Origin of the sequence: Kitasatospora humi, from assembly GCF_020907985.1 — a bacterium.
In the GTDB taxonomy this organism is placed as follows: Bacteria; Actinomycetota; Actinomycetes; order Streptomycetales; family Streptomycetaceae; genus Kitasatospora; species Kitasatospora humi.
Map to the genome: position 1 here is coordinate 126,435 of NZ_JAJJPA010000014.1, position 20,509 is coordinate 146,943.

The window sequence follows — 20,509 nt, forward strand, 5'->3', positions numbered from 1 at the left end:
CGCCGCCTCAAGCGGCCTCCGTGGCGACCTGGTAGCACTCGAGGAAGTCGCGGACCTCGGCGATCGAGCCGTGGTTGCGCAGTCCGTCGGCGGTGCCCGCCAGCATGCCGCGGATCCGGGCCGAGCGGACCTGGTCGAGCAGGGCGACGGCGGCGCTGCCGTGCCGGGCGGCGTCGACCAGGTCGCCGCAGCCCAGCCGGTCGTGCGCCAACTCGGCCGTGTAGAGCGCCCGGTTGCGCACGAAGTGCGGCTCCTGCAGCGTTATCGCCTGCTGGGCCCGCTCGGTGGCGCGTTCCCAGTCGCCCAGTGCCGCCCAGCACTGGGCCTCCAGTCCGGCCAGCTCGGCCTCGCCGAAGAACGACATCCACTCCGGGTCGGCCTCGGACTCACCGCGTTCGAAGAGGATCCGGGCCCGGGCCAGCTGCTGGGCGAAGGCCGAGCGGTCCCGCAGCAGCGCCCAGGCACCGGCTTCCCGCATCACCAGCAGGGCCAGCAGCCGGTCGGAGTCCAGGTGGCGGGCGGCACTCTGACCGGCCTGGGCGGCACGCAGCGCCTCGCGCGGCCGGCCGGCGTCCCGGGCCAGGAAGGCGCTGTTGCAGAAGACGTGGGCCTCCAACGCCGGGTCGTCGGCCATCCGGGCGGTGGCCAGCGCCTCGGCGTAGAACGACCGGGCGTCCCCGAGCCGGTTGGAGTCATGGGCCAACCAGCCGACCGAAATGGCCAGTTCGCCGGCGGTGGCCTGCAGCCGGCGCTCGGTGGTGATCGAGTACTCGCCCTCGTTGAGCAGGACGTACGCGGTGCGCAGCGACTGGCCGGCCCGCTCGAAGAGGGTGTCGGCGCCGTGCACGTCGTCGGCCAACCGGATCTCCCGGACGGCTTGTTCGACGAACTGGACGTCGGCGGCGCCGACCTTGCGCGGCGTCGGCGGCGGCGCGGGCATGGCGCGCGGGTCGGCCGCGCGGGCGGGGCCGTCGAGGCCGAGCACAGTGGCCAGGGCGGTGGGTCCGCCGGTCAGGAACGTTCGGCGGTGCACGTCGTCGTTCTCCTCGTCCGGTGCGGGCGGGGGAGGTTGGGGGGGTGCGGGGAGAGCCGTCAGCAGGCCCCGGTGCGGCGGCTGGTCGGTGGGCCCGGGTGGGGCGGACCGGCGGGCGGCGGGGCGGCGTCGGACGGCCGAGCGCGGTGCGAAGCCGAGGTCCTCCAGTGACCGGTCGGGCCACATGTGGCGGAAGACCCGCTCGTAGGCGTAGTTGGGGCAGCGGATCTCGCCGGCCTCGACGCGGCCGATGTAACGGGCGTCGCAGGAGACGTGTTCACCGATCTCCCGGGCCGCCCGCCGGATCACGTTGGCGAACTCCGCAGGGGAGAGGCCGCCGCGCAGCTCGCGCATCGTCGTGTTGCGGACGGGGGCGGGAGCGGCGACGGTGAAGGCGCCGCTGTGGCTGACCGGTTGTGCCATGAGGTCGCTCCGAGCTTGGTGCGGGGTGGGGCCCGTGGGTCGGGTGGGCCCGACCGAGGCGACGGCTCGACAGTACCCACTGTTATCAAGCACTCACGATGGGTTTTGGGGAAATTAGCGGCTAATTGGTGGCAAAGCAGACAAATCTTTGCGGTTCTGCCATGAAATGCCATGGCTTGCTGTAAGGCGCCCCGTGGCTATCCGTGGCATCAACCCGTTGGGTTGATAGCGGGAAGGCGGCTGCGCTCGCCCCTCGATGGCAGTGGCCGCTGGACCCTCAGTACTCGATCCTCAGCACTCGACCTCTGAAGTAGTCATATTCATACCATCAGTTCACTATCTTCCTGGCGAACCATCAGTCTCCTGATGCTGTGGGAAGTACCACCGCGGCGGGCTGAACGGCAGGAAAAGCGGACGCGATGGTCACGGGTAGCGAACCGAGCCAGGAAGGCCCGCACGATGGTCACCGGATTGCCGCACCTCCGCAGTCTCCTCAGCTTCACCGGGCTGAACTTCGCCGGACTCACCCTCAGCGGCCGCGCCTTCGGCGGCGAGGCCCGAGATACCCAGGCGGTCGGCGGGCGTCGCGCTCGGAGCGGCACCGGTGGGCCCGTCGGCGCCCGGGAGCGGGCACTGCGCTGCGACACCGTGACCGTGCCCCTGCGCCACGGCCTCGAGACGGTCGACATCCTGCGGCTGCGCCGGGCCTGCGGCTCCGTCGTGCAGGGGGCGACCGGTGTCGTCGCCTTCCTGGTCCCGGCCGGTACCGCCGACCGCTGGCAGCTGAGCGGCACCAGCTGTACCCCCGGGGCGGCGCCGCTGCCCGCGACGGATCCGCGCTGGCTGGTGCCGCCCGCCGGCTCCGAGCCGGCCCCGAGGCTGACCGACCCATGGGTGTTGCGCGCCGCCCTCTGCGAGGCCGCTCGCACGCTGACGGCCGGCGGTATCGGACCGTTCTGACGCCGCGCGCGGACGTCGAAGCCGTCGGCCGCCCAGCGGCGGGTGCCCCCACCTGCGCGTTCGCCGCCTCGACAGGCGATACTTCGCACCATGGGACGAGGCAGCACAGCACGAGAAGGGCACGCCCCGCGTACCCACCGCACCGACACCGGTTTGGCCGAGCTGGTGCCCGACCGAGACCATCCGCAGTCCTGGTCGCTGCTGCTCGACGGCGCCCCGCAGTCGCACGTCGACCTGGCCGACCCCGGCCGCCTCGGTTTCGAGTACCAACGCCGCCTCGGGCATCTGATCGATCTCGCCGCCGAACCGGGCAAGCCGATCCGGGTGCTGCACCTGGGCGGCGGCGCGCTCACCCTGGCCCGCTACACCGCGGCCACTCGGCCGCGCTCCCGGCAGCAAGTCGCCGAGCTGGACACCGCACTCACCGAGTGGATCCGCGCCGAACTCCCGCTCCAACCCGGCTGGCAGATCAAGGTCCGCGGCGCCGACGCCCGCAGCGTGCTGGAACGTGCCCCCGAGGGCGGGGCCGACCTGGTGATCGCCGACGTCTTCTCCGGCGCCCGGGTGCCCGCGCACTGCACCACCGTGGAGTTCGCCACCCTCGCCGCCCGAGCCCTGGCGCCCGGCGGCCGCTACGCGGCGAACATCACGGACGGCTCCGGACTCGCCTTCGCCCGCTCCCAAGTGGCCACGCTGCGCGCGGTCTTCCCCGAGGTGGCGCTGATCGCCGACCCCGCCGTGCTGCGCGGCAAGCGGTTCGGCAACCTGATCCTGGCCGCCTCGCACACGCCGCTGCCGATCGCCGAGCTGACCCGGCGCACCGCCTCGGACGCGGCGCTCGGCCGGGTCGAGCACGGCTCCGCGCTGGCCGCCTTCACCGGCGGCGCTCCGGTGGCCACCGATGCGGTGGCCGCGCCGTCACCGGCGCCACCGCCGGGGACCTTCAGCTGAGTCCCGCCGCTGGTCAGTGACCGTGGCCGCGCGGCAGGCCGCGGTGCTTGTACATCGCGGCGCCGGTGAGCAGCAGCCCGGCGGCGATCGGGATCAGCACAGCGCGTCCCACCCGGGCCGCCAGACGGGGCTCGCTGTCCTGGGAGGCAGCCGGCTGGTCGTCGGCCGGTTGGTCGTTGATGGGTTGGTCGTTGGTGGGTTGGTCGCTGGTGGACTGGGCGGGTGCCGGGCCCCGGGTGATCCGTTGCTCGGGCAGCCAGTTCACGGCGCGCCGGGTGCCTCGGTCCGAGCCCCGGGAGGGGGTGCTCGGTTCGGTGTTCGAGGTTTGCGGCGGGGTGCTCGGTCCGGCGTTCAAGGCGTGCGAGGGGGCGCTCGGTTCGGCGTTCGAGGTGTGCGAGAGGGTGCCCGGCTCGACGTCGCCCGCTGAGCCGACCGGCATCGTCCGCCCGTCATCAGCCGTGGGGGCACCCGCCGCTGAGCTGCCGGGCCCGGTCCGCTCGGTGGTGTCCCGGCCTGGGGCACCGGGGTCACTCCCAGCGGTGGGTCCCGGCCGGGCACCATTGGGCGGACCGGCCGTGTCGGGCTGCGCCGCCGGGCGGGGCGACAGCTGCGTCGCCGGCCCGGGAGCGGGGGCGGCGGGCTCCTGCGCGGCACCCCCTGCCGGATCCCGGGGTGAACCGGGCGGGGCGGATGCCGAGGGCAGCAGTGCGGGAGCGATCACGGGCACGCCGACCACGCCGGGTGCGCCGGACACGTCGGGCACGTCGGGTGCACCGGACACATCGGGCACATCGGGTGCGCCGGACACGTCGGACGCCCGGTCCGGCAGGGGGAGCCCACCGTCGTCGATGCGGTCGGGCGCCAGGCCGTCGGTGCCGCCGGCCTCCAGGGCGGCGCCGAGCAGGTTGCCGGTCACCCTGCCGTCGGCGGCCGGCGGCAGGGCGGTGGAGCCGGCGGCCGGGGCGCTGCCGGCGGCCCGGGCGAGGTCCAGGCCCAGACCCCAGACCTGTGCCAGTACGATGCCGGCGACACCACCCGCCGCCAGCAGGCCCAGCCGGCGCCGGGACACCCGCCCGCCCCCCGTACGGGCGGAGGCCGACGGCCCGGCAGGCGGGGAATCGGGCGCGGGTGACGGGTGATTGGCTCGCACGTGAGACGAGAACGAGCCGCGCCGGGCGAAAGTCACGGCGGCGCGCCGGAGTTCATGCGATCCGTCAGCGGAACGCACTAGTGGCTCACGACCGGCGGAGGCGATGTCCGGGCGATCTGACGCCGCGCCGATTCGCTGCTGTGCGACGGGCGTTCCGGCGAGCTGGTACGCCGCCGGCTCAGTGCAGCCGTGCGGTGGGCGTGCCGCCGAGTCGGTGCCGCGCCCGCTCACCGGCGTGCGGTGGACGTGCCGCCGAGTCGGTGCCGCGCCGATTCGCTGCTGTGCGACGGGCGTTCCGGCGAGCCTGCCCCGGTCCCGGTCCCGGTCCCGGGCGCGGCGCGGTGCGGGCGCGGCGCGGTGCGGTCGCCAGGTCGGCGGGACGCTGGGCTGCCACCGGGTGCCGCCGTGCGACGGTGCCCGGTGGCCGCCGGCCGGCCCGGTTCGGTGCTCAGCTGTTCGGGCGCAGGGTCCAATGCACGGTCATCACACCGGTCACCGCGCCGTCCTCGCGGGTGATCTCCACGGTGACCGGGAACTCGGGGCGCTCGCCCGCGTCGAGCTCGGCGACGACCTCCGCCGCCGGGCGGCCCAGCACGGCAGTGGCGGTCACGACACCCATCGCCAGCTTCTTGTAGGCGATCTCGGCGCTCACCGCCAGCGGCACGGCCCGGGAGAGCTGGTCGCCGAACGCGGCCAGCACGATGCAGCCGCTGGCCGACTCGGCGAGCGTGAACATCGCGCCGGCGTGCGGCCCGCCCACGTGGTTGTGGTACTCGGGCTGGTCCGGCAGCTGCAGCACGGCCCGCTCGGCGGTGGTCTCCAGGTAGGTGAGGTTCAGCGTGCGGGCCATCGGAACGGTGGCGGCCAGCATCTCGCCGACCGAGGGTGTCGTCGTCATGCCCGCCATGTTACTCACGAGTAGTGATTGCTGAACAGGCATGCCGGTGCGGGCGGAGGAGGGGACATGCGAAGAGGGCCCGGTCTCCAGGAGACCGGGCCCTCTTCGATGGGGTGAGCGACGGGACTCGAACCCGCGACCACCTGGACCACAACCAGGTGCTCTACCAACTGAGCTACGCCCACCATCTGTCTTGCGCGTTCCCGCGCTGACAGGAAGAACTCTACAGGATCTGAGAGGGTGCTCGCGCCAGGGTTTCCCGAGGCTGATCGTGCGACGGCGGCTGGAGGGCCGAACTACCGTGCCGCGGCCGGGATCGACGAGGCGGCCGAGTGGCGCAGCTCACAACGGCCGCCCGTCGTCGGCGGAGTCGGCGGTTCAGTCGGCGGTGACCTGGTGCTTCGCCGCGATCACCCGGGCCTGCTCCGCCTCCGGGCCCGGCGCCGGGACGAACACCGTCTCCCGGTAGTACCGCAGTTCGGCGATGCTCTCCCGAATGTCCGCCAGCGCGCGGTGGTTTCCCCCCTTCTGCGGGCTGTTGTAGTACGCCCGCGGGTACCAGCGGCGAGCCAGCTCCTTGATCGAGGAGACGTCCACGATCCGGTAGTGGAGGTGGCCCTCCAGGGCGGGCATGTCCCGGGCCAGGAAGCCGCGGTCGGTGGCCACCGAGTTCCCGGCCAGCGGCGTCTTGCCGGCCTCCGGGGCCCACCGGCGCACGTAGGCGAGCACCTCCGCCTCCGCTTCGGCGAGCGTCACGCCGTCCGCGAGCTCGCCGAGCAGGCCGGAGGCGGTGTGCATCTCACGCACCACCTCGGGCATGGTGGCGAGGGCCTCCTGCGGCGGGCGGATCACGATGTCGACACCCTCGCCGAGGATGTTGAGCTCGGAGTCGGTCACCAGGACCGCCACCTCGATCAGCGCGTCGCGCTCGAGGTCGAGGCCGGTCATTTCACAGTCGATCCATACCAAACGGTCGTTCACCCGTCCCAGCCTACGGCGCACCACTGTCTGCATCGTGCGTGCCCGTCACGCCGCCCCCATGCGCGCCGGTCGCGCTTGGTGATCCGAGCGGGTTGCCGCATCGGCGGCACGCGGGTACCGGCGCACGCGGTGGGCGGCACGCGAGCAGGGCGCGTTGCTCGGGCGGGCACGCAGGCCGCGCGGCCCCGCCCGCCGCTGAGGTGCGACGAACGGGGCTCGGGCGGCACCGGGCGGGCCGAAGCGGGTGGCCGACGGCCCGTCAGCGCTCCACTGACGGACGGTCCGCCGACGGGTCGGCCGGGGCGGCAGCGCCGGGGCCGGCCGACCCGGTCGGCCGGGCGCGGACGGCGCTCCCAGCCCCGGGGACACCGCCCGGTGAATTCGCGCCACCCGATCGGGGCGCCGCGGGCGCACCGTTCAGACCGGTGCCGCGCCTCGGCGCTGACATCCCGCCGGCTCCGGCCGCCGCGCCGGGTGCGAGCGGTGGAACGCCCGTGCCGCGCACCGCCGGTCCGGCCGGCAGTCCGGTCGACGGGCGCATCGGCGTCCCGGGCCGGCCACCCGGACGGGCCTCGCCCCGGGCGTCCGACGGCTGCCCGGTCCGGTGCCCCGCTCCCGGGCCACGTGCGCCGGGCTGTGCCAGACCGTCGTCCGCCACCGCGTGCTCGACCTGCCTGGGCGCGGCCGCACCGCGCCGCGTGGCCGGACCGGGCTGCGGCGGCACCAGCGGCCGGATCCGGTTCTTGCCGGGCGGGGGAAGTGCGGGCTGCGCCGTCTGACGCCCCTTGGCAGGGGCCGCACCGCCCCCGCCGGTCCCACCCGGCTGGCCGGTGGCCCCGCCCGGAGCCGTCACCGGGCCGCCGACGCCTGCCGCCGACCCGGGCGCCCCGACGCTGCCGACCGGTGCACCGGCCGCCGCTCCGCCCTGCGGGGGGACCCCGGTCGCCGGACCGGCACTCGGACGGCGCGCCCGGTAGCTGGTCCGGTAGGCGGCGGGGGAGACCCCGAGCTGACGCCGGAAGTGCCCGCGCAGCGCCACCGGCGAACGGAACCCGCAGCGCCGTGCCACATCGTCGACCGACAGCTCGGACGTCTCCAGCAGCCGCTGCGCCTGCAGCACCCGCTGGGTGATCAGCCACTGCAACGGCGCACTGCCGGTGAGCGTGCGGAACCGGCGGTCGAAGGTGCGCCGGCTCATGTAGGCACGGGCGGCCAGCACCTCGACGTCGAACTGCTGGTTGAGGTTCTCCAGTGCCCAGGTGACGACCTCTGCCAGCGGGTCGTTCCCGATCTCCTCCGGTAAAGACTGATCGATGTACTGGGCCTGACCACCGCCGCCGCGCCGGTTCGGCACCACCAGGCGGCGGGCCAGCGCGTTCGCCGCCTCGGCGCCGTGGTCGCTGCGCACCACGTGCAGGCAGAGGTCGATGCCGGCGGCGGTGCCGGCCGAGGTGAGCACGTCGCCGTCGTCCACGAAGAGCTCGCGCGGATCCACGTGGACCCGCGGGTAGCGCTTGGCGAGGGTCGGCGCGTACATCCAGTGCGTGGTGGCCGGTCGGCCGTCCAGCAGGCCCGCCGCGGCCAGCACGAAGGCGCCGGTGCACAGGCCGATGATCCGGGCGCCCTCGTGGTGTGCCTTGCGCAACGCGGCGATCGCCTCGACCGGTGGCGGCTGTGAGATCGACCGCCATGCCGGAACCACGATGGTGCCCGCCCGGGCCAGTGCTTCCAGGCCGAACGGAGCGGTGAGGGTGACACCGCCCGTGGTGGTGAGTGGTCCCTCCTCGCCCGCGCAGACCAGCAGCCGGTAGCGCGGCACGCCAGCGTCCTGGCGGTCCACGCCGAAGACGGAGAGCGGGATCGAGCTCTCGAAGATCGGCGCCCCACTGAAGATCAGGACGGCCACGGTCTCGCGGCGCCGTCGGCCGGCGAGCTTCCGGGGGGCGTTCGCGGTGCCAGGGGTGCCGGCGCCGCCCTGCGAGTTGACGGTCGGTTGGGCGCTGGTGCTCAGGACTGCCGTGCCCAGCGGACTGCCGCCGGTGGGGCCGTTGACCGGGCCGCCGTGGGAGCCGCTGGCCGGGCCACCGAGGGGGCTGCTGGCTGGACCACCGAGGGGGTTGCCGCCCGCAGGCTGGACCTCCCCGCCGAGCGTGCCGCCCGTGGGACCGGCCGACCCGGTCATGCCAGTGCTGCCCAGCGATCCGGTGGTGCCGGGGGGCCAGGCGGACTGGGTACCAGGCCGGCCGCTGGATCCAGCCATCGTCGTCGCCGCCGGGCCCGCGAACGCGGCGCGCTGAGCGGGGCCGGCTATCGGACGGGCGCGATTCGCTGTCGAGTTGACGAGCGGTCGGAGACCGAGTGGGACTGAACTGACGACGGGTCGGGAGCCGGGCTGGAACGGTGCCGCAGTGGCGGGCGATTGGGCAGAGGGGGCGGCTATGGGCTGCGGCGAGGAGCGGAAAGGGGAGTTGAACGGGACGGCATTTCTCGGGGCACTCGAGCGCGCCTGACCACCGCGACCGGCGGGCGACTGGCCGCTGTCAGGACCTGTCTCGCTCCTGCTCACCCTGTTCAAGGCGCCCAAGCCCCCTCGGTGGTGTGGTGTGGTGATGCGGCACTGCTGAACGCTCAACAAGATCGAATCTACTGGGTGGACCGTCACCGTTGTGACAAGTTCACCATCCGACGCTATGTCGACATGGCAATTTGGCGTGATGCATTCGATCACGAAGCGTGGCACCCGTCGACCCCCCTGGGAAGGGGTCGGGTGGACCGGTGGCTGGTTGCCGTACGGCTGACCCGTGGTGGCGGCGGGTCAGCGCCCTCGGTGATGCCGGTGGCCAGGCCTGTTGTCCAATTGCTGTAGGTGGGGGCGAAACTGACTGAAAATCGGTGTTGCGTTTGCGGGGCGCGCGGTGCACGCGCGCGCCCGCGAGTGCTGCCCTGAGCGCCTCGCCATGCTGCGGTGTGATGACTGTCGCAGTGTGGGCGGTGCGGCGGCTGCCGATGGCGTTGTCGCCACTGCCGCCGGTCGGTCGCCGTGTCCGCCGCCTGTTTCCGTCCCCCACTCACGGCCAGTCGCCTACCCCTGTCAGCCCCGGCCCACGCGCACCAGAGCCGACTGACCGTTGCGCGACGGCGCCGGGGCTGCGCCGGGCGCTTCCGCTCCCCGGTGGGCGGGGCGCCGGTGGTGTTGCACGGCGCTCGTGCCGGACCTGCTCCGGAGTCCCCCGACACCCGCTTCGGGCGCTCCGCCCTTCGGGTGACGCCCGCTTCGGGCACCCCGCCCCCGGACGGCTCCCACTTCGGGCACCCCGCCCTTGGGCGGCTCCCACTTCGGGTACCCCGCCCTCGGACGGCTCCCACTTCGGTTGGAGGCAGGGCGCTTCAGGGGCCGGGAGCATGGCGGAGGCAGCCGCGGCACTGGGGGTGAGGGCGGAAGGATCGCAAAACAATCTCATCGCATCTGACGGCTCTTCTGGCCATTCGGTGATTCACCCACGGGCGAATTCCCGCCCCATTCCCCTCCGATGCAACTGCGCTTCGCCTGTCGCCCCCGACGCTCAGGGGGACCGGGCGCACGACCGGGCACACCGGGCACACCGGGTACGGCGGGCACACCGGGTACGGCGGGCATACCGGCCTCGCCGGCCGGGGGCCGCTGGAACTTGAACTAATGGACTGGCGAACCGTTCGACTGTGGGCGTGGACATCTCGACGTGGTCGGCCTCGGCGGGCCCGCCCCCGGTGGACGCGCTCCGGCCGGGCGGCGCGCTTCAACCGATGGTGCAGCTTGCCAGCGGTGCGGGGGTGGCCAGGACCAATCCGACGGCCTCGGGCAACTGGGCGGCGGTGAGGGTGGGGCGGTACCCCAGCTCGGACCAGGGGCGCCCGTGGTGGAGCCAGACGCTGCGCAGACCCGCCACCTGGGCGCCGGCGATGTCAGCCGGGCCGTGGTCACCGATCACCCAGGCGCTGGCGGTCCAGTCACCGACGACTGGGAGGCCGCATCGCTGAGCCGCGATGTCGAAGATCAACGGATCGGGCTTGGCGCAGCCGGCCTCCTCGGAGACCACCCAGGCGTCCACCAGGGAGTCGAGTCCGGTCCGGCGGATCTTCTCGACCTGGGGGCCGGTCCCGCCATTGCTCACGATGGCCAGTGTCCACCCTGCCGACCGGGCCGCGCGCAGGGCCGCGACATGGCTGTCCGGGCAGTGGATGTGCGTGTTGATGCCCTGTCGGTAGTCGGCGAGGAGGGCCTCCACCGAAAGGTCCAGGCGGTAGCGTCGCCGGGCGGCACCCAGCACGGTGCTCCGCGGGATGTAGCCGCCGCCGTCAATCGTGGTCAGCCAGTCCAGTTCGGACAGGGGGAGCCGATGCCGGGCGAGAAATTCCTCGGCCCACGCCGTGAAGGCTGCGTCTCGTGGGAGCAGTGTGTTGTCGAGGTCGAGCATCAGTAACGGCATGGTGTGCATGCTGCCAGCGGCGGTGGCGGCGAGGAAGGGAACCCGCAGCTCGGGGTGGTTGTCGGCCAAGTGATCGACTCGATCCGATCGGTGCAGCGGTCGTCACGGTCCGCAGCGGACCCCATCGGTCCCGTTGATCACAGCCGCACCAGCTGCCCCACATCCAGTTGAACATCGCACCTACGGTATGTGTCCGACCTGTTGCGTCGACTGACTCCGTCAGGCAAGCTCCTGGGAACCGCGCGAAGGCGGGTGACATACCGCCGTTACGGGGCGCGCGCTGATTACTTCACGCCGCCGCCATTAGCGGGATCGTGGTCGTACTCGGTCGGAAAGGCTGGGCGGCCAAGGTCGCCCGTCGTACTCTGAAAGGAACAGGTCACTTACGGTGCCGCTCGGCTTCTCCCGACCCCGTGCCCATGAATGGCCTGCCGCTTGGGCAGCGCAGTCCTTCCTGTCGGCCCCTCTCACTCGAAGAGCCTCGATTCATGGCCGGTTCTGAGTCTCCCCGATCTGCAGACCCGTTTCGCTTTCTCAGCGCGGCGGATTTCTCCGCCAAGGATTCCCTGCCGGACGTTTCGCGGACTCCGCAGCCGCTGCCGCCACGCACCGGTGGCAGCGGGTCGCGTCGCGGCTGGTTCGCGTCACGGCTGTTCCGCCCGGCACCGGCGGCGGCCCAGGTTCTTGATGGTGCCGGTCCCACGAAGGGTGCCGGCGAGGATGGCGGAGGCGACGTGAAGTCCCGGCACTCCAAGCAGACGGCTCCGCTCGACGGGCGCGATCCCGTCCTCCAGCCGGAGCCTGCGCGCTCCTGCGACCCGGCGTTCCAGCACGGCGTGGTGGTGGGGTTCGACGGCTCGCTCTCCAGCGAGCGTGCTCTCGCTTATGCGGTCGGCATGGCCCGCCGGTCACGCTGCGGGCTGGTGATCGTGCACGTGGCCAACCGGCTCCCCGCCACCGTTTGGGCCGGCTGCGAGCCCCCGGTCTTCGTCGACATGCCTGATCATCGGACCGAGGTGCTCGGCCTGGAACTTGCCTGCGCCGAGTTCCTGAGCGGCATCCCCTGGGTCCTGGTGGAGCGCGGCGGCGACATCTGCCACGAGATCGAGGAGGTCGGCAAGGAGTACGCCGCCGACGCCATCGTCGTCGGGACGACTCGCGGCCTGATCGGTCGGATCTTCGGTTCGGTCTCCGGGCGTCTCGCGCGGCGGGCCAATCGTCCCGTGATCGTCATTCCCTGAGCCTCAGTCAGCCATGGCGGCGGTCAGCACCGATCGGATCCCGGGGACGAGTTACGGGATCCGCTCGGCGGTACGCGAATGACCCGAGAAAGCAATTGCCCGATGCTGACTTAGCAGTCGCGATGCCCCGTTCGGTCAGTGTGCGTACCGAGAGCTCGGAGATTTAGAAGCGCGGGTACGCCGGAGGCCTTCGCCGTCAGCATGGGCCGGGAGGCAGCGGCTCCCAGGCTGCGGCGGCGTGCAGCTTGGCAGCTGGGCTCCGGCGAGGGGGCAGGCGTGGGGAGCGATCGGCTGCGTTGGCCCTGATGTCGGGGCGATTCCGGGTGGCTTGGCGTTGAGCGCGATCGTTATGGGTGCGGTGGCGCTGGTAGAGCTGCGGGGCGGCGACTGGTGGATCCGGGCGGGCCGCGGTGAGCGGGTCGAGTGGGGGTAGAGGGCTGACGGGTGCGTCGGGGGTCGAGGCGCCCGAGGTGAGGCCCAGGGAGGCCATGTGACCGCGGGCGACCGCGAACAGCAACTCCGGGCCGCTTCTTCCGCGGGAACGCGTGGCAGCGAGCTGCTAGGGGTTCCGCCCGACCAGCCGCGCCGAGTATCCGCTGCCTGCCGTAGCCGCCGGGGGTCCCGCAGCGCCAGGGCGCACCACGGGACCGCGGCTGTCCGACCCCCTGGTACTTCGCTTGATGGTCGGCGCCCTCGAATTCAGGAGCGCCGCACCCACACTCGCACCGCCCGACGGGAACCACATCACGACGGTGGCCGGAAACAGCCAGCCACGCCCTGGGCTCCCGGTTCACCGCATGCCGCGGCAACCTCCTACACCGGGACATGGTCTCGAGTGCCCGGTTCGAACCGCTCGCCGATGCCACCCGCTCGCTGCAGGACCCCGCCTCACTCCCTGCTGCTGGGCTTTCGCGTTGGCCCCGGCTCGCCGTCGCTCTGAGCAAGCCGCCCATCGGGGCGGGTTGGCCCTGGCCCGCCGTCGCTCTGAGCGAGCCGCCCATCGGGGCGGGTTTGCCCTGGCCCGCCGTTGCTCTGCCCAAGCCGCCCACCCAAGGGAGCCACCCGGCGGACAGCAGCCGCTCAGGCGCCTACGCAGTGGGCGTCTGGCTGGCTCCCGTGACGGCCGCCTCCCGTAGTCCTGGTGGTCACGGTCGCGTCGGGGCCACCGAGACCTCCCCGTGGGGTAGGCGGTCCAGCACAGCGGCCCGTACGGCACGGGGCCGGAGCTTCCGGCCGCACCGCTTTCCAGCTGACGCCGACCCGCTTCGAGCAGATTTACCCAGAGAGCTCGTCATGGTGATGGCTCCGGTGACCGGGCTGCTGGTACGGCAGCGGTCGGGGTAGCCCGGTCGTTCCGGCCACGGCCCATCGGAGCCTGTCACCGGTCGGTTGTGGACATCAGGGGGTCATGCCCAGCTCCCGCGCGATCAGCATCCGCTGGACCTCGGAGGTGCCCTCTCCGATCTCCAGGATCTTGCTGTCGCGCCAGAAGCGGGCGACGGGGTACTCGTTCATGAAGCCGTAGCCGCCGTGGATTTGGGTGGCTTCGCGGGCGTTGTCGACCGCGGCTTCGGAGGAGTAGAGCTTCGCGATGGCGGCCTCCTTCTTGAACGGCTCGCTGAGCAGCAGACGGGACGCCGCGTCCCGCCAGGCGAGGCGGGCCATGTGCGCACGAGTCTCCATGTCGGCGATCTTGAATTGGATCGCCTGGTTGGCCCCGATCGGACGCCCGAACGCGCGCCTGGTCGCGGCGTAGCTGAGTGACTGGTCGACGCAGCCCTGGGCCAGTCCCGTGGACAGGGCGGCGATGGCGATGCGGCCCTCGTCGAGGATCCGCAGGAACTGGGCGAAGCCCCGGCCACGCTGACCGAGGAGGTTGGCCTCAGGGACTCGGCAATCGGTGAAGGACAGCTCTCGGGTGTCGGAGGCGTTCCACCCGACCTTGCTGTACTTCTTCGACACCTGGAACCCGGGGGTGCCGACAGGCACGATGATGGAGGAAATCTCACGCTTTGACGAGTGGTCAGTGCTTTCTTCACTCGAACGGGCGATCGGTTCGGTGAGTGCGGTCACCGTGACCAGACCGGTGATGTCCGTACCGGAGTTGGTGATGAAGCACTTGGTGCCGTTGATCACCCATTCCCGGGTGTCCTCGTCGAACCGGGCGGTGGTCCGGGTGGCGCCGGCGTCGGAGCCGCCCTCCGGCTCGGTCAGGCCGAACGCGCCGAGGATCTCGCCGGTGGCCAGTCGCGGCAGCCACTCGCGCTTCTGTTCCTCGGTGCCGAACCGGTAGATCGGCATCGCGCCGAGCGAGACGCCGGCCTCCAGGGTGATGGCGACCGAGGAGTCCACCCGGGCCAGCTCCTCAAGGGCGAGGCAGAGCGCGAAGTAGTCGCCGCCCATCCCGCCGTACTCCTCCGGGAACGGCAGGCCGAACAGGCCCATCCGCCCCATCTCCTTGACGATCTCGTACGGGAACTCCTCGCGCTCGTAGTACTCGCCGATCTTCGGCGCGACCACGTCATTGGCGAACTCGGCGACGGTGCGCCGCAGTTCCTCGTACTCGGAATCCAGTCGGTGGTCGAGCATCTGATCCTCCAGTGGTTCGCCCGAGAGGGTGATACGGGCGCGATGGCGTGCGATGACAGCGCGCGGTGTTGTCAGCGTGTGGCGGTGCTGATTGCCGGCGTGCGAGGTGGCGGCGCGCCACCTCAGCTGCCGGAGCTTCAGTTGGCGTTGACGGAGCCGGCCAGGGCCTGCACCGCTCGGGAGGGGCTCGGTCGGCCCAATTCCCCCGCGATCCAGGAGCTGGTGGCGACCAGGGCGGCGAGGTCGACGCCCGTCTCGATGCCCAGGCCGTGCAGCATCCAGACCAGGTCCTCGGTGGCCAGGTTCCCGGTGGCGCTCTTCGCGTACGGGCAGCCGCCGAGCCCGCCGGCGGAGGAGTCGATGACGGTGACCCCGCAGCGCAGCGCGGCGAGCGTGTTGGCGAGCGCCTGGCCGTAGGTGTCGTGGAAGTGCACCGCCAGCTGCGCCATCGGCACCCCGGCGCGGCCGAACGCGGCGAGCAGCTCGGCCACCTGTCCGGCCGTCGCCACGCCGATGGTGTCGCCCAGGCTCAGCTCGGCGCAGCCGAGCTCGAGCAGCCGCGTGCCTGCGGCCACCACCTGCTCGGGCGCGACCGGGCCCTCCCACGGATCGCCGAAGCACATCGACAGGTAGCCGCGGACCGGCACCCCGGAGCCTTGGGCCCGGGCGATGACGGGGCGGAACATCTCCATGACCTCGTCCATCGAGCGGTTCAGGTTGCGCCGGGCGAAGGACTCGGTGGCGCTGGCGAAGACGGCGATCTCGTCGGCCCCGCCGGCGAGTGCCCGCTCCAACCCCCGCTCGTTGGGGACCAGCACCGGCAGCCGCAATCCGGGGTACTGCTCCCGCAGGCCGGTGATCCGCGGCAGCAGCTCCTCGGCGTCGGCCAGCTGAGGCACCCACTTGGGGTGGACGAAGCTGGTCGCCTCGACGGTCCGCAGCCCGGCGGCGGCGAGCCGTGCGATGAACTCGGCCTTCACCTCGACCGGGACCAGGGACTTCTCGTTCTGCAGGCCGTCGCGCGCACCGACCTCGTGGATCCGCACCCGGGCCGGCAGGTCCGCGTCCCGGACCATGACGGGCAGCCCCAGCTCGAGGGTCCCGGGCTCGCGAGACTGCTCCGTTCGGGTGGAATCCGCCGTTCCGGGCACCGAGTTCCCAGCACTGGGCGTTGCCTGGACGTTGGTCATGACGAAGCCACCTCCTGGGCGTCGGCGGCGGTGTCCGCTCCGGTGGGGAGGGCCACCTCCACGGGAAGGACGACTGCGAGCAACTGCTCCATCGCCACGGTGCCACCTGCCGCGACCGGGAGTTCGCTGACCGTGCCGTCGTGCGGCGCAGCGATCACGTGCTCCATCTTCATGGCCTCCAGCACCAGCAGCGGCTGTCCTCGCCGGACTTGGTCGCCCACCGAGGTCTTGACCACGGTGACCGTTCCGGGCATCGGCGCGGTCAGGGCGCCATGGTGGGCGGCGGCGTCGGCGGTTCGGTCGGCCACCGGGTCGTACGGGTGGACGGCCCAGCTGTCGCCGTCGACGCCGAGCCAGACCACCGGGCCGGACGTCGCGGCTGAAGGGGTGTTGTCAGTGGCGAGAGCGAAGGTGGTGCGCAGGCCGTCGAGGGTGAGGGACAGATCCGTGGCGCCGAGCACGGCGCGGGCCCGGCGGATCTGACCTTCACCCAGACGGACTAGCAGCTCGGGGAACGCAGTTGACTTGACGTCAGAGGATTCGATAACCGTGTCCGCACTGACAGGTCGTACTCGTACCGAGACCGGGTCCTGACCGGAGATCCGGAGTCGATGCGTCGTCCAGGCCGGCTCGCCGGCCAGGCGCCAACCGGAAGGGAGTGCATACGGGTCGGTCCAGCCGTCGGAGGCGGCGGCCGGAGCGAGGTTCAGATGCCGCACGAGTGCTGCGGCGAGGTAGACGGCTTCCGGTGCCGTAGCCGCGGGCGTCGGCCCGTGGCCGGAAGCGGCGGCATCGGTGACCGTGGCACCCGGAGCAGTGCCAGGGGTGCCGTTCGGGGCGGACTCGCGAGTGTCCCGCGAGGCGTACCGGTCGCGCTGGTCGGCCAGCAGTTCGGGGTGCTGCTGGACGGCCCGCTCGACAAGGCCGGTGTCAAGGCGTCCTGCCACGACGTCCGGGTGCGCGAGCAGTCGGCGCAGGAAGCCGGCGTTCGTGGTCAGGCCGAGGATCCGGGTCTCGGCAAGGGCACTGCGCAAGCGGAGCAGGGCGGTTTGGCGGTCAGGACCATAGGCGATGACCTTGGCCAGCATCGGGTCGTACGCACTGGTGATGGTGGTCCCTGCCGTGAGGCCGGAATCGACCCGCACACCCTCCCCGGCAGGCTCCTCCAGCAGCAGGATCCGGCCGCCGGTCGGCAGGAAGTCACGTGCCGGGTCCTCGGCGCAGATGCGCGCCTCGATGGCGTGCCCGAGAAAGGAGATGTCAGATTGGCCGAACGAGAGTGACTCCCCGGCGGCGATCCGGACCTGCCACTCGACCAGGTCGAGACGCTCAACGCTGGGAGCGCCTGCGGGTGCCGAGCCGGTGGCCGCACCGGGAAGGCCGGCGCTGGTGCTCGCGGAGGCGTCCACCAGGGCAGGACGCGTAACCGCAACGGCCAGCTCGGTCACGGGGTGCTCCACCTGGAGGCGGGTGTTCATCTCCATGAAGAAGAACTCGCGGACCGCGCCGTCACCGCCGTCCACGGCGGACTCGCCGCCGGGCACGATGAACTCGACCGTGCCGGCACCGGTGTACCCGCACGCCTGTGCCGCCTGGACGGCTGCCGCGCCCATGGCGGCCCGGGTCTGCGGGTCCAACAGGACGGAGGGTGCTTCTTCGATCAGTTTCTGATGCCGGCGCTGCAGACTGCACTCGCGCTCGCCGAGGTGCACGGTGGTTCCGTGGGCGTCCGCCAGCACCTGCACCTCGATGTGCCGGGGGTTGTCCACCCAGCGCTCCAACAGCAGGGTGTCGTCGCCGAACGCGGTGCGGGCCACTCGACGGGCGGCTGCCAACTCGGAGGGCAGCTCGGCCGGGTCGCGGACCAATCGCATGCCCTTGCCGCCGCCGCCGGCCGACGGCTTGATCAGCACGGGGTAGCCGATCTCCTCCGCGGCGCGGATCAACTCCTCGTCGGAGCCGGCGCCGCCGCGGCTGCCGGGCACCACGGGCACGCCGACGGCACGAACGGCCTCCTTTGCGTTGATCTTGTCGCCCATCAGTTCGACGGCCTCGGCGGGCGGGCCGATGAACACCAGGCCGGCTTCTGCGCAGGCTCGGGCGAAGCCCGGGTTCTCGGCAAGGAAGCCGTATCCCGGGTGAATGGCCTGCGCACCGGTGCGCAGGGCCGCGGCGATGATCTGGTCACCTCGGAGATAGGTCTCCGCAGCGCTGCTGTCACTGCGGTCGGCCGGACCGAGGCGAACGGCGAGGTCGGCTTCGTGGACGTGCCTGGCGTCGGCATCGGCGTCGCTGTAGACGGCGACCGACCGGACGCTGAGCCGGCGCAGGGTACGGATGACCCGGACGGCGATCTCGCCGCGGTTGGCGACCAGGACGGTGTCGAACATGGGAGGCATTCCTCCGGAGCGAGGGAAGGGAGGCGACGAAAGGCGGTCAGCGGATGTGACCAGGGGGAGCCGACGGAGGCGGCGTGCCTCTTCGGGGAGCGGCTGCTGCCGATGTGCGGTGACCGGGTGACGCCCGGCAGCCGGTAACTGTCCGACTGCCGGACGACGGCAGCCTGCCCGGCGGAGCCCAGCAGGCGCCCGGTGCCCGGCGGCCGGTCGGCGCTGGCCGGCCGGCAAGCACCCGGTGGCCGACCCGCGCGGCCTGGCCCGTCCGGGACCACCGAGCAGGCGGCCGCCGACGAGCTGACCCGGAGGGTGCGGCTCCAGGGCCTGCCGCGCCGGAGGGTGCGACTCCGGAGCCTGCCGTGCCGGCCATGGCGGTCACATCCGGAAGACGCCGTAGGGAGCGGGAGGTGCCAGCGGCGCGTTGGCGCAGGCGGTCAGGGCCAGGCCGACCACGGTGCGGGTGTCCTTCGGGTCGATGACCCCGTCGTCCCAGAGCCGTGCGGTGGCGTAGTACGCGTTGCCCTGGCGCTCGTACTGCTCGCGCACGGGCCGCTTGAACTCCTCCTCCGCCTCAGTCGGCCATTCCTCGCCGCGGGCCTCGAACTGGTCGCGGCGGACGGTGGCGAGGACGGAAGCGGCCTGCTCACCGCCCATGACCGAGATCTTGGCGCCAGGCCACATCCACAGGAAGCGAGGTGAGTACGCCCGACCGCACATCGAGTAGTTTCCGGCGCCGTAGGAGCCACCGATCACGACGGTCAGCTTCGGGACGCGGGTACAAGCCACAGCAGTGACCATCTTGGCACCGTGCTTGGCGATACCGCCCGCCTCGTACTGGCGGCCGACCATGAAGCCGGTGATGTTCTGCAGGAAGAGCAGCGGGATGCCGCGCTGGTCACAGAGTTCGATGAAGTGCGCGCCCTTCAGCGCGGACTCCGCGAACAGCACGCCGTTGTTGGCGACGATGCCCACCGGGTGACCGTGGATCCGGGCGAAGCCGGTCACCAGGGTGGCGCCGTACTCCGCCTTGAACTCGGCGAACCGGCTGCCGTCGACCAGGCGGGCGATCACCTCGCGCACGTCGTACGGGGTGCGCGGATCCACCGGGACAGCCCCGTAGAGCTCGGCCGGGTCCACCGCGGGCGGTTCCACCGGAGCCAGCGACCAAGGCTGCGGGGTGCGCGGGCCGAGGTCGGCCACGATGGTGCGCACGATGGACAGGGCGTGCTCGTCGTTCTCGGCCAGGTGGTCCGTCACGCCGGAGGTGCGGGAGTGCAGCTCACCGCCGCCCAGTTCCTCGGCGGTCACGACCTCACCGGTCGCCGCCTTCACCAGCGGCGGTCCGCCCAGGAAGATGGTGCCCTGGTTGCGGACGATCACGGCCTGGTCGCTCATCGCCGGCACGTAGGCGCCGCCCGCGGTGCAGGAACCGAGCACGGCGGCGATCTGCGGGATGCCCGCGGCGGACAGGCGTGCCTGGTTGTAGAAGATCCGGCCGAAGTGGTCGCGGTCGGGGAAGACCTCGTCCTGCTTGGGCAGGAAGGCGCCACCGGAGTCCACCAGGTAGATGCACGGCAGGCGGTTCTCCAGTGCCACCTCCTGCGCCCTCAGGTGCTTCTTCACCGTCATCGGGTAGTAGGTGCCGCCTTTGACGGTGGCGTCGTTGGCGACGATCATCACCTCGCGACCGGCGACCCGGCCGATGCCCGCGATCACACCGGCGGCTGGTGCCGCGCCGTCGTAGAGGCCGTCGGCAGCCAGTGGGGCGATCTCCAGGAACGGCGAAGCCGGGTCGAGCAGGGTGTCCACTCGATCGCGCGGCAGCAGCTTGCCGCGTGAGGTGTGCCGCTCCCGCGCCTTGGCGCCGCCGCCCAGCGCGGCGGTGGAGAGCTTGGCGCGCAGTTCGGCGACCAGTTCCTCGTGCGCCTCCACGTTGGTCCGAAAGGCAGCCGACCCGGTGTCGATGGCGGACCGCAGTCGCGGGGCCGGGGCAGCCGCCGCGCCCGGACCACCGGGCGTCGCGACCTGGACCAGGCCGGGAGCCGCGGGCCCGCCAGCGCGCGGCGGTCCGGCGGTCTCCGGTGAATGCGGAGAGACGAAGCCGGGGGTCGACAGGGTCATCCCAAGAGCTCCCTTGCGCCCGGGAACCAGCGGGCGGAGAGCCGGATCGGCTTCTCGCCCCCAAGTTAATGATGGTTAACTCCGGGTGCCAGGTTAACCACCGATAACCG

General features: G+C 72.2%; 11 protein-coding genes, 1 tRNA gene and 2 pseudogenes. 3 read left to right on the forward strand and 11 right to left on the reverse strand.

What is annotated here, in order from left to right; genetic code table 11:
- Positions 1-7: 7 nt before the first annotated feature.
- Positions 8-1,456: an NsdA family TPR-like regulatory protein gene (locus tag LN042_RS16300; RefSeq protein ID WP_372495754.1), complete on the reverse strand. Its 1,449-nt coding sequence runs from the start codon at positions 1,454-1,456 to the stop codon at positions 8-10.
- A gap of 459 nt (positions 1,457-1,915) precedes the next feature.
- Here LN042_RS16300 and LN042_RS16305 point away from each other — a divergent pair, with 459 nt between their 5' ends.
- Together LN042_RS16305 and LN042_RS16310 are read left to right on the forward strand one after the other, a co-directional pair.
- Complete coding sequence (locus LN042_RS16305; RefSeq protein ID WP_230051936.1) at positions 1,916-2,416, forward strand: hypothetical protein; 501 nt, start codon at positions 1,916-1,918, stop codon at positions 2,414-2,416.
- A 90-nt stretch (positions 2,417-2,506) separates the two neighbouring features.
- Positions 2,507-3,367: a spermidine synthase gene (locus tag LN042_RS16310; protein WP_230051937.1), complete on the forward strand. Its 861-nt coding sequence runs from the start codon at positions 2,507-2,509 to the stop codon at positions 3,365-3,367.
- A 13-nt stretch (positions 3,368-3,380) separates the two neighbouring features.
- Here the strand turns inward: LN042_RS16310 and LN042_RS16315 are convergent, their stop codons facing one another.
- From LN042_RS16315 to LN042_RS16340, 6 genes and pseudogenes are all read right to left on the reverse strand, one after another.
- On the reverse strand, positions 3,381-4,436 hold the full coding sequence (locus LN042_RS16315) for a hypothetical protein (RefSeq protein ID WP_230051938.1): 1,056 nt from the start codon (positions 4,434-4,436) through the stop codon (positions 3,381-3,383).
- Positions 4,437-4,965: 529 nt separating this feature from the next.
- The gene (locus tag LN042_RS16320; protein WP_101385184.1) at positions 4,966-5,415 is read right to left on the reverse strand and encodes a DUF4442 domain-containing protein; all 450 of its coding nucleotides are present in this window, start codon (positions 5,413-5,415) and stop codon (positions 4,966-4,968) included.
- A gap of 109 nt (positions 5,416-5,524) precedes the next feature.
- Positions 5,525-5,600, reverse strand: a tRNA-His gene (locus tag LN042_RS16325).
- 193 nt (positions 5,601-5,793) lie between these two features.
- Entirely contained in the window at positions 5,794-6,396 is a 603-nt protein-coding gene (gene orn, locus LN042_RS16330) for an oligoribonuclease (RefSeq protein ID WP_230051939.1), read from the reverse strand.
- 853 nt (positions 6,397-7,249) lie between these two features.
- A pseudogene (locus LN042_RS16335) lies at positions 7,250-8,407 on the reverse strand (helix-turn-helix domain-containing protein); the annotation flags it as partial.
- A gap of 1,765 nt (positions 8,408-10,172) precedes the next feature.
- A complete protein-coding gene (locus LN042_RS16340) occupies positions 10,173-10,931 on the reverse strand; it encodes an HAD family hydrolase (RefSeq protein ID WP_230051940.1) in 759 nt (252 codons plus the stop codon).
- A gap of 734 nt (positions 10,932-11,665) precedes the next feature.
- On the opposite strand from LN042_RS16340, the pseudogene LN042_RS16345 reads away from it, so the two are divergent.
- Positions 11,666-12,103 (forward strand): annotated as a pseudogene (locus LN042_RS16345) (universal stress protein); the annotation flags it as partial.
- Positions 12,104-13,501: 1,398 nt separating this feature from the next.
- Here LN042_RS16345 and LN042_RS16350 read toward each other — a convergent pair.
- The 4 genes from LN042_RS16350 to LN042_RS16365 form a co-directional block, all read right to left on the reverse strand.
- On the reverse strand, positions 13,502-14,692 hold the full coding sequence (locus tag LN042_RS16350; protein WP_230051941.1) for an acyl-CoA dehydrogenase family protein: 1,191 nt from the start codon (positions 14,690-14,692) through the stop codon (positions 13,502-13,504).
- Positions 14,693-14,829: 137 nt separating this feature from the next.
- The gene (locus tag LN042_RS16355) at positions 14,830-15,768 is read right to left on the reverse strand and encodes a hydroxymethylglutaryl-CoA lyase (protein WP_230051962.1); all 939 of its coding nucleotides are present in this window, start codon (positions 15,766-15,768) and stop codon (positions 14,830-14,832) included.
- 110 nt (positions 15,769-15,878) lie between these two features.
- Entirely contained in the window at positions 15,879-18,272 is a 2,394-nt protein-coding gene (locus tag LN042_RS16360; protein ID WP_283843769.1) for an acetyl/propionyl/methylcrotonyl-CoA carboxylase subunit alpha, read from the reverse strand.
- Between the two features lie 381 nt (positions 18,273-18,653).
- A complete protein-coding gene (locus LN042_RS16365) occupies positions 18,654-20,399 on the reverse strand; it encodes a carboxyl transferase domain-containing protein (RefSeq protein ID WP_230051943.1) in 1,746 nt (581 codons plus the stop codon).
- Between the last annotated feature and the right edge of the window lie 110 nt (positions 20,400-20,509).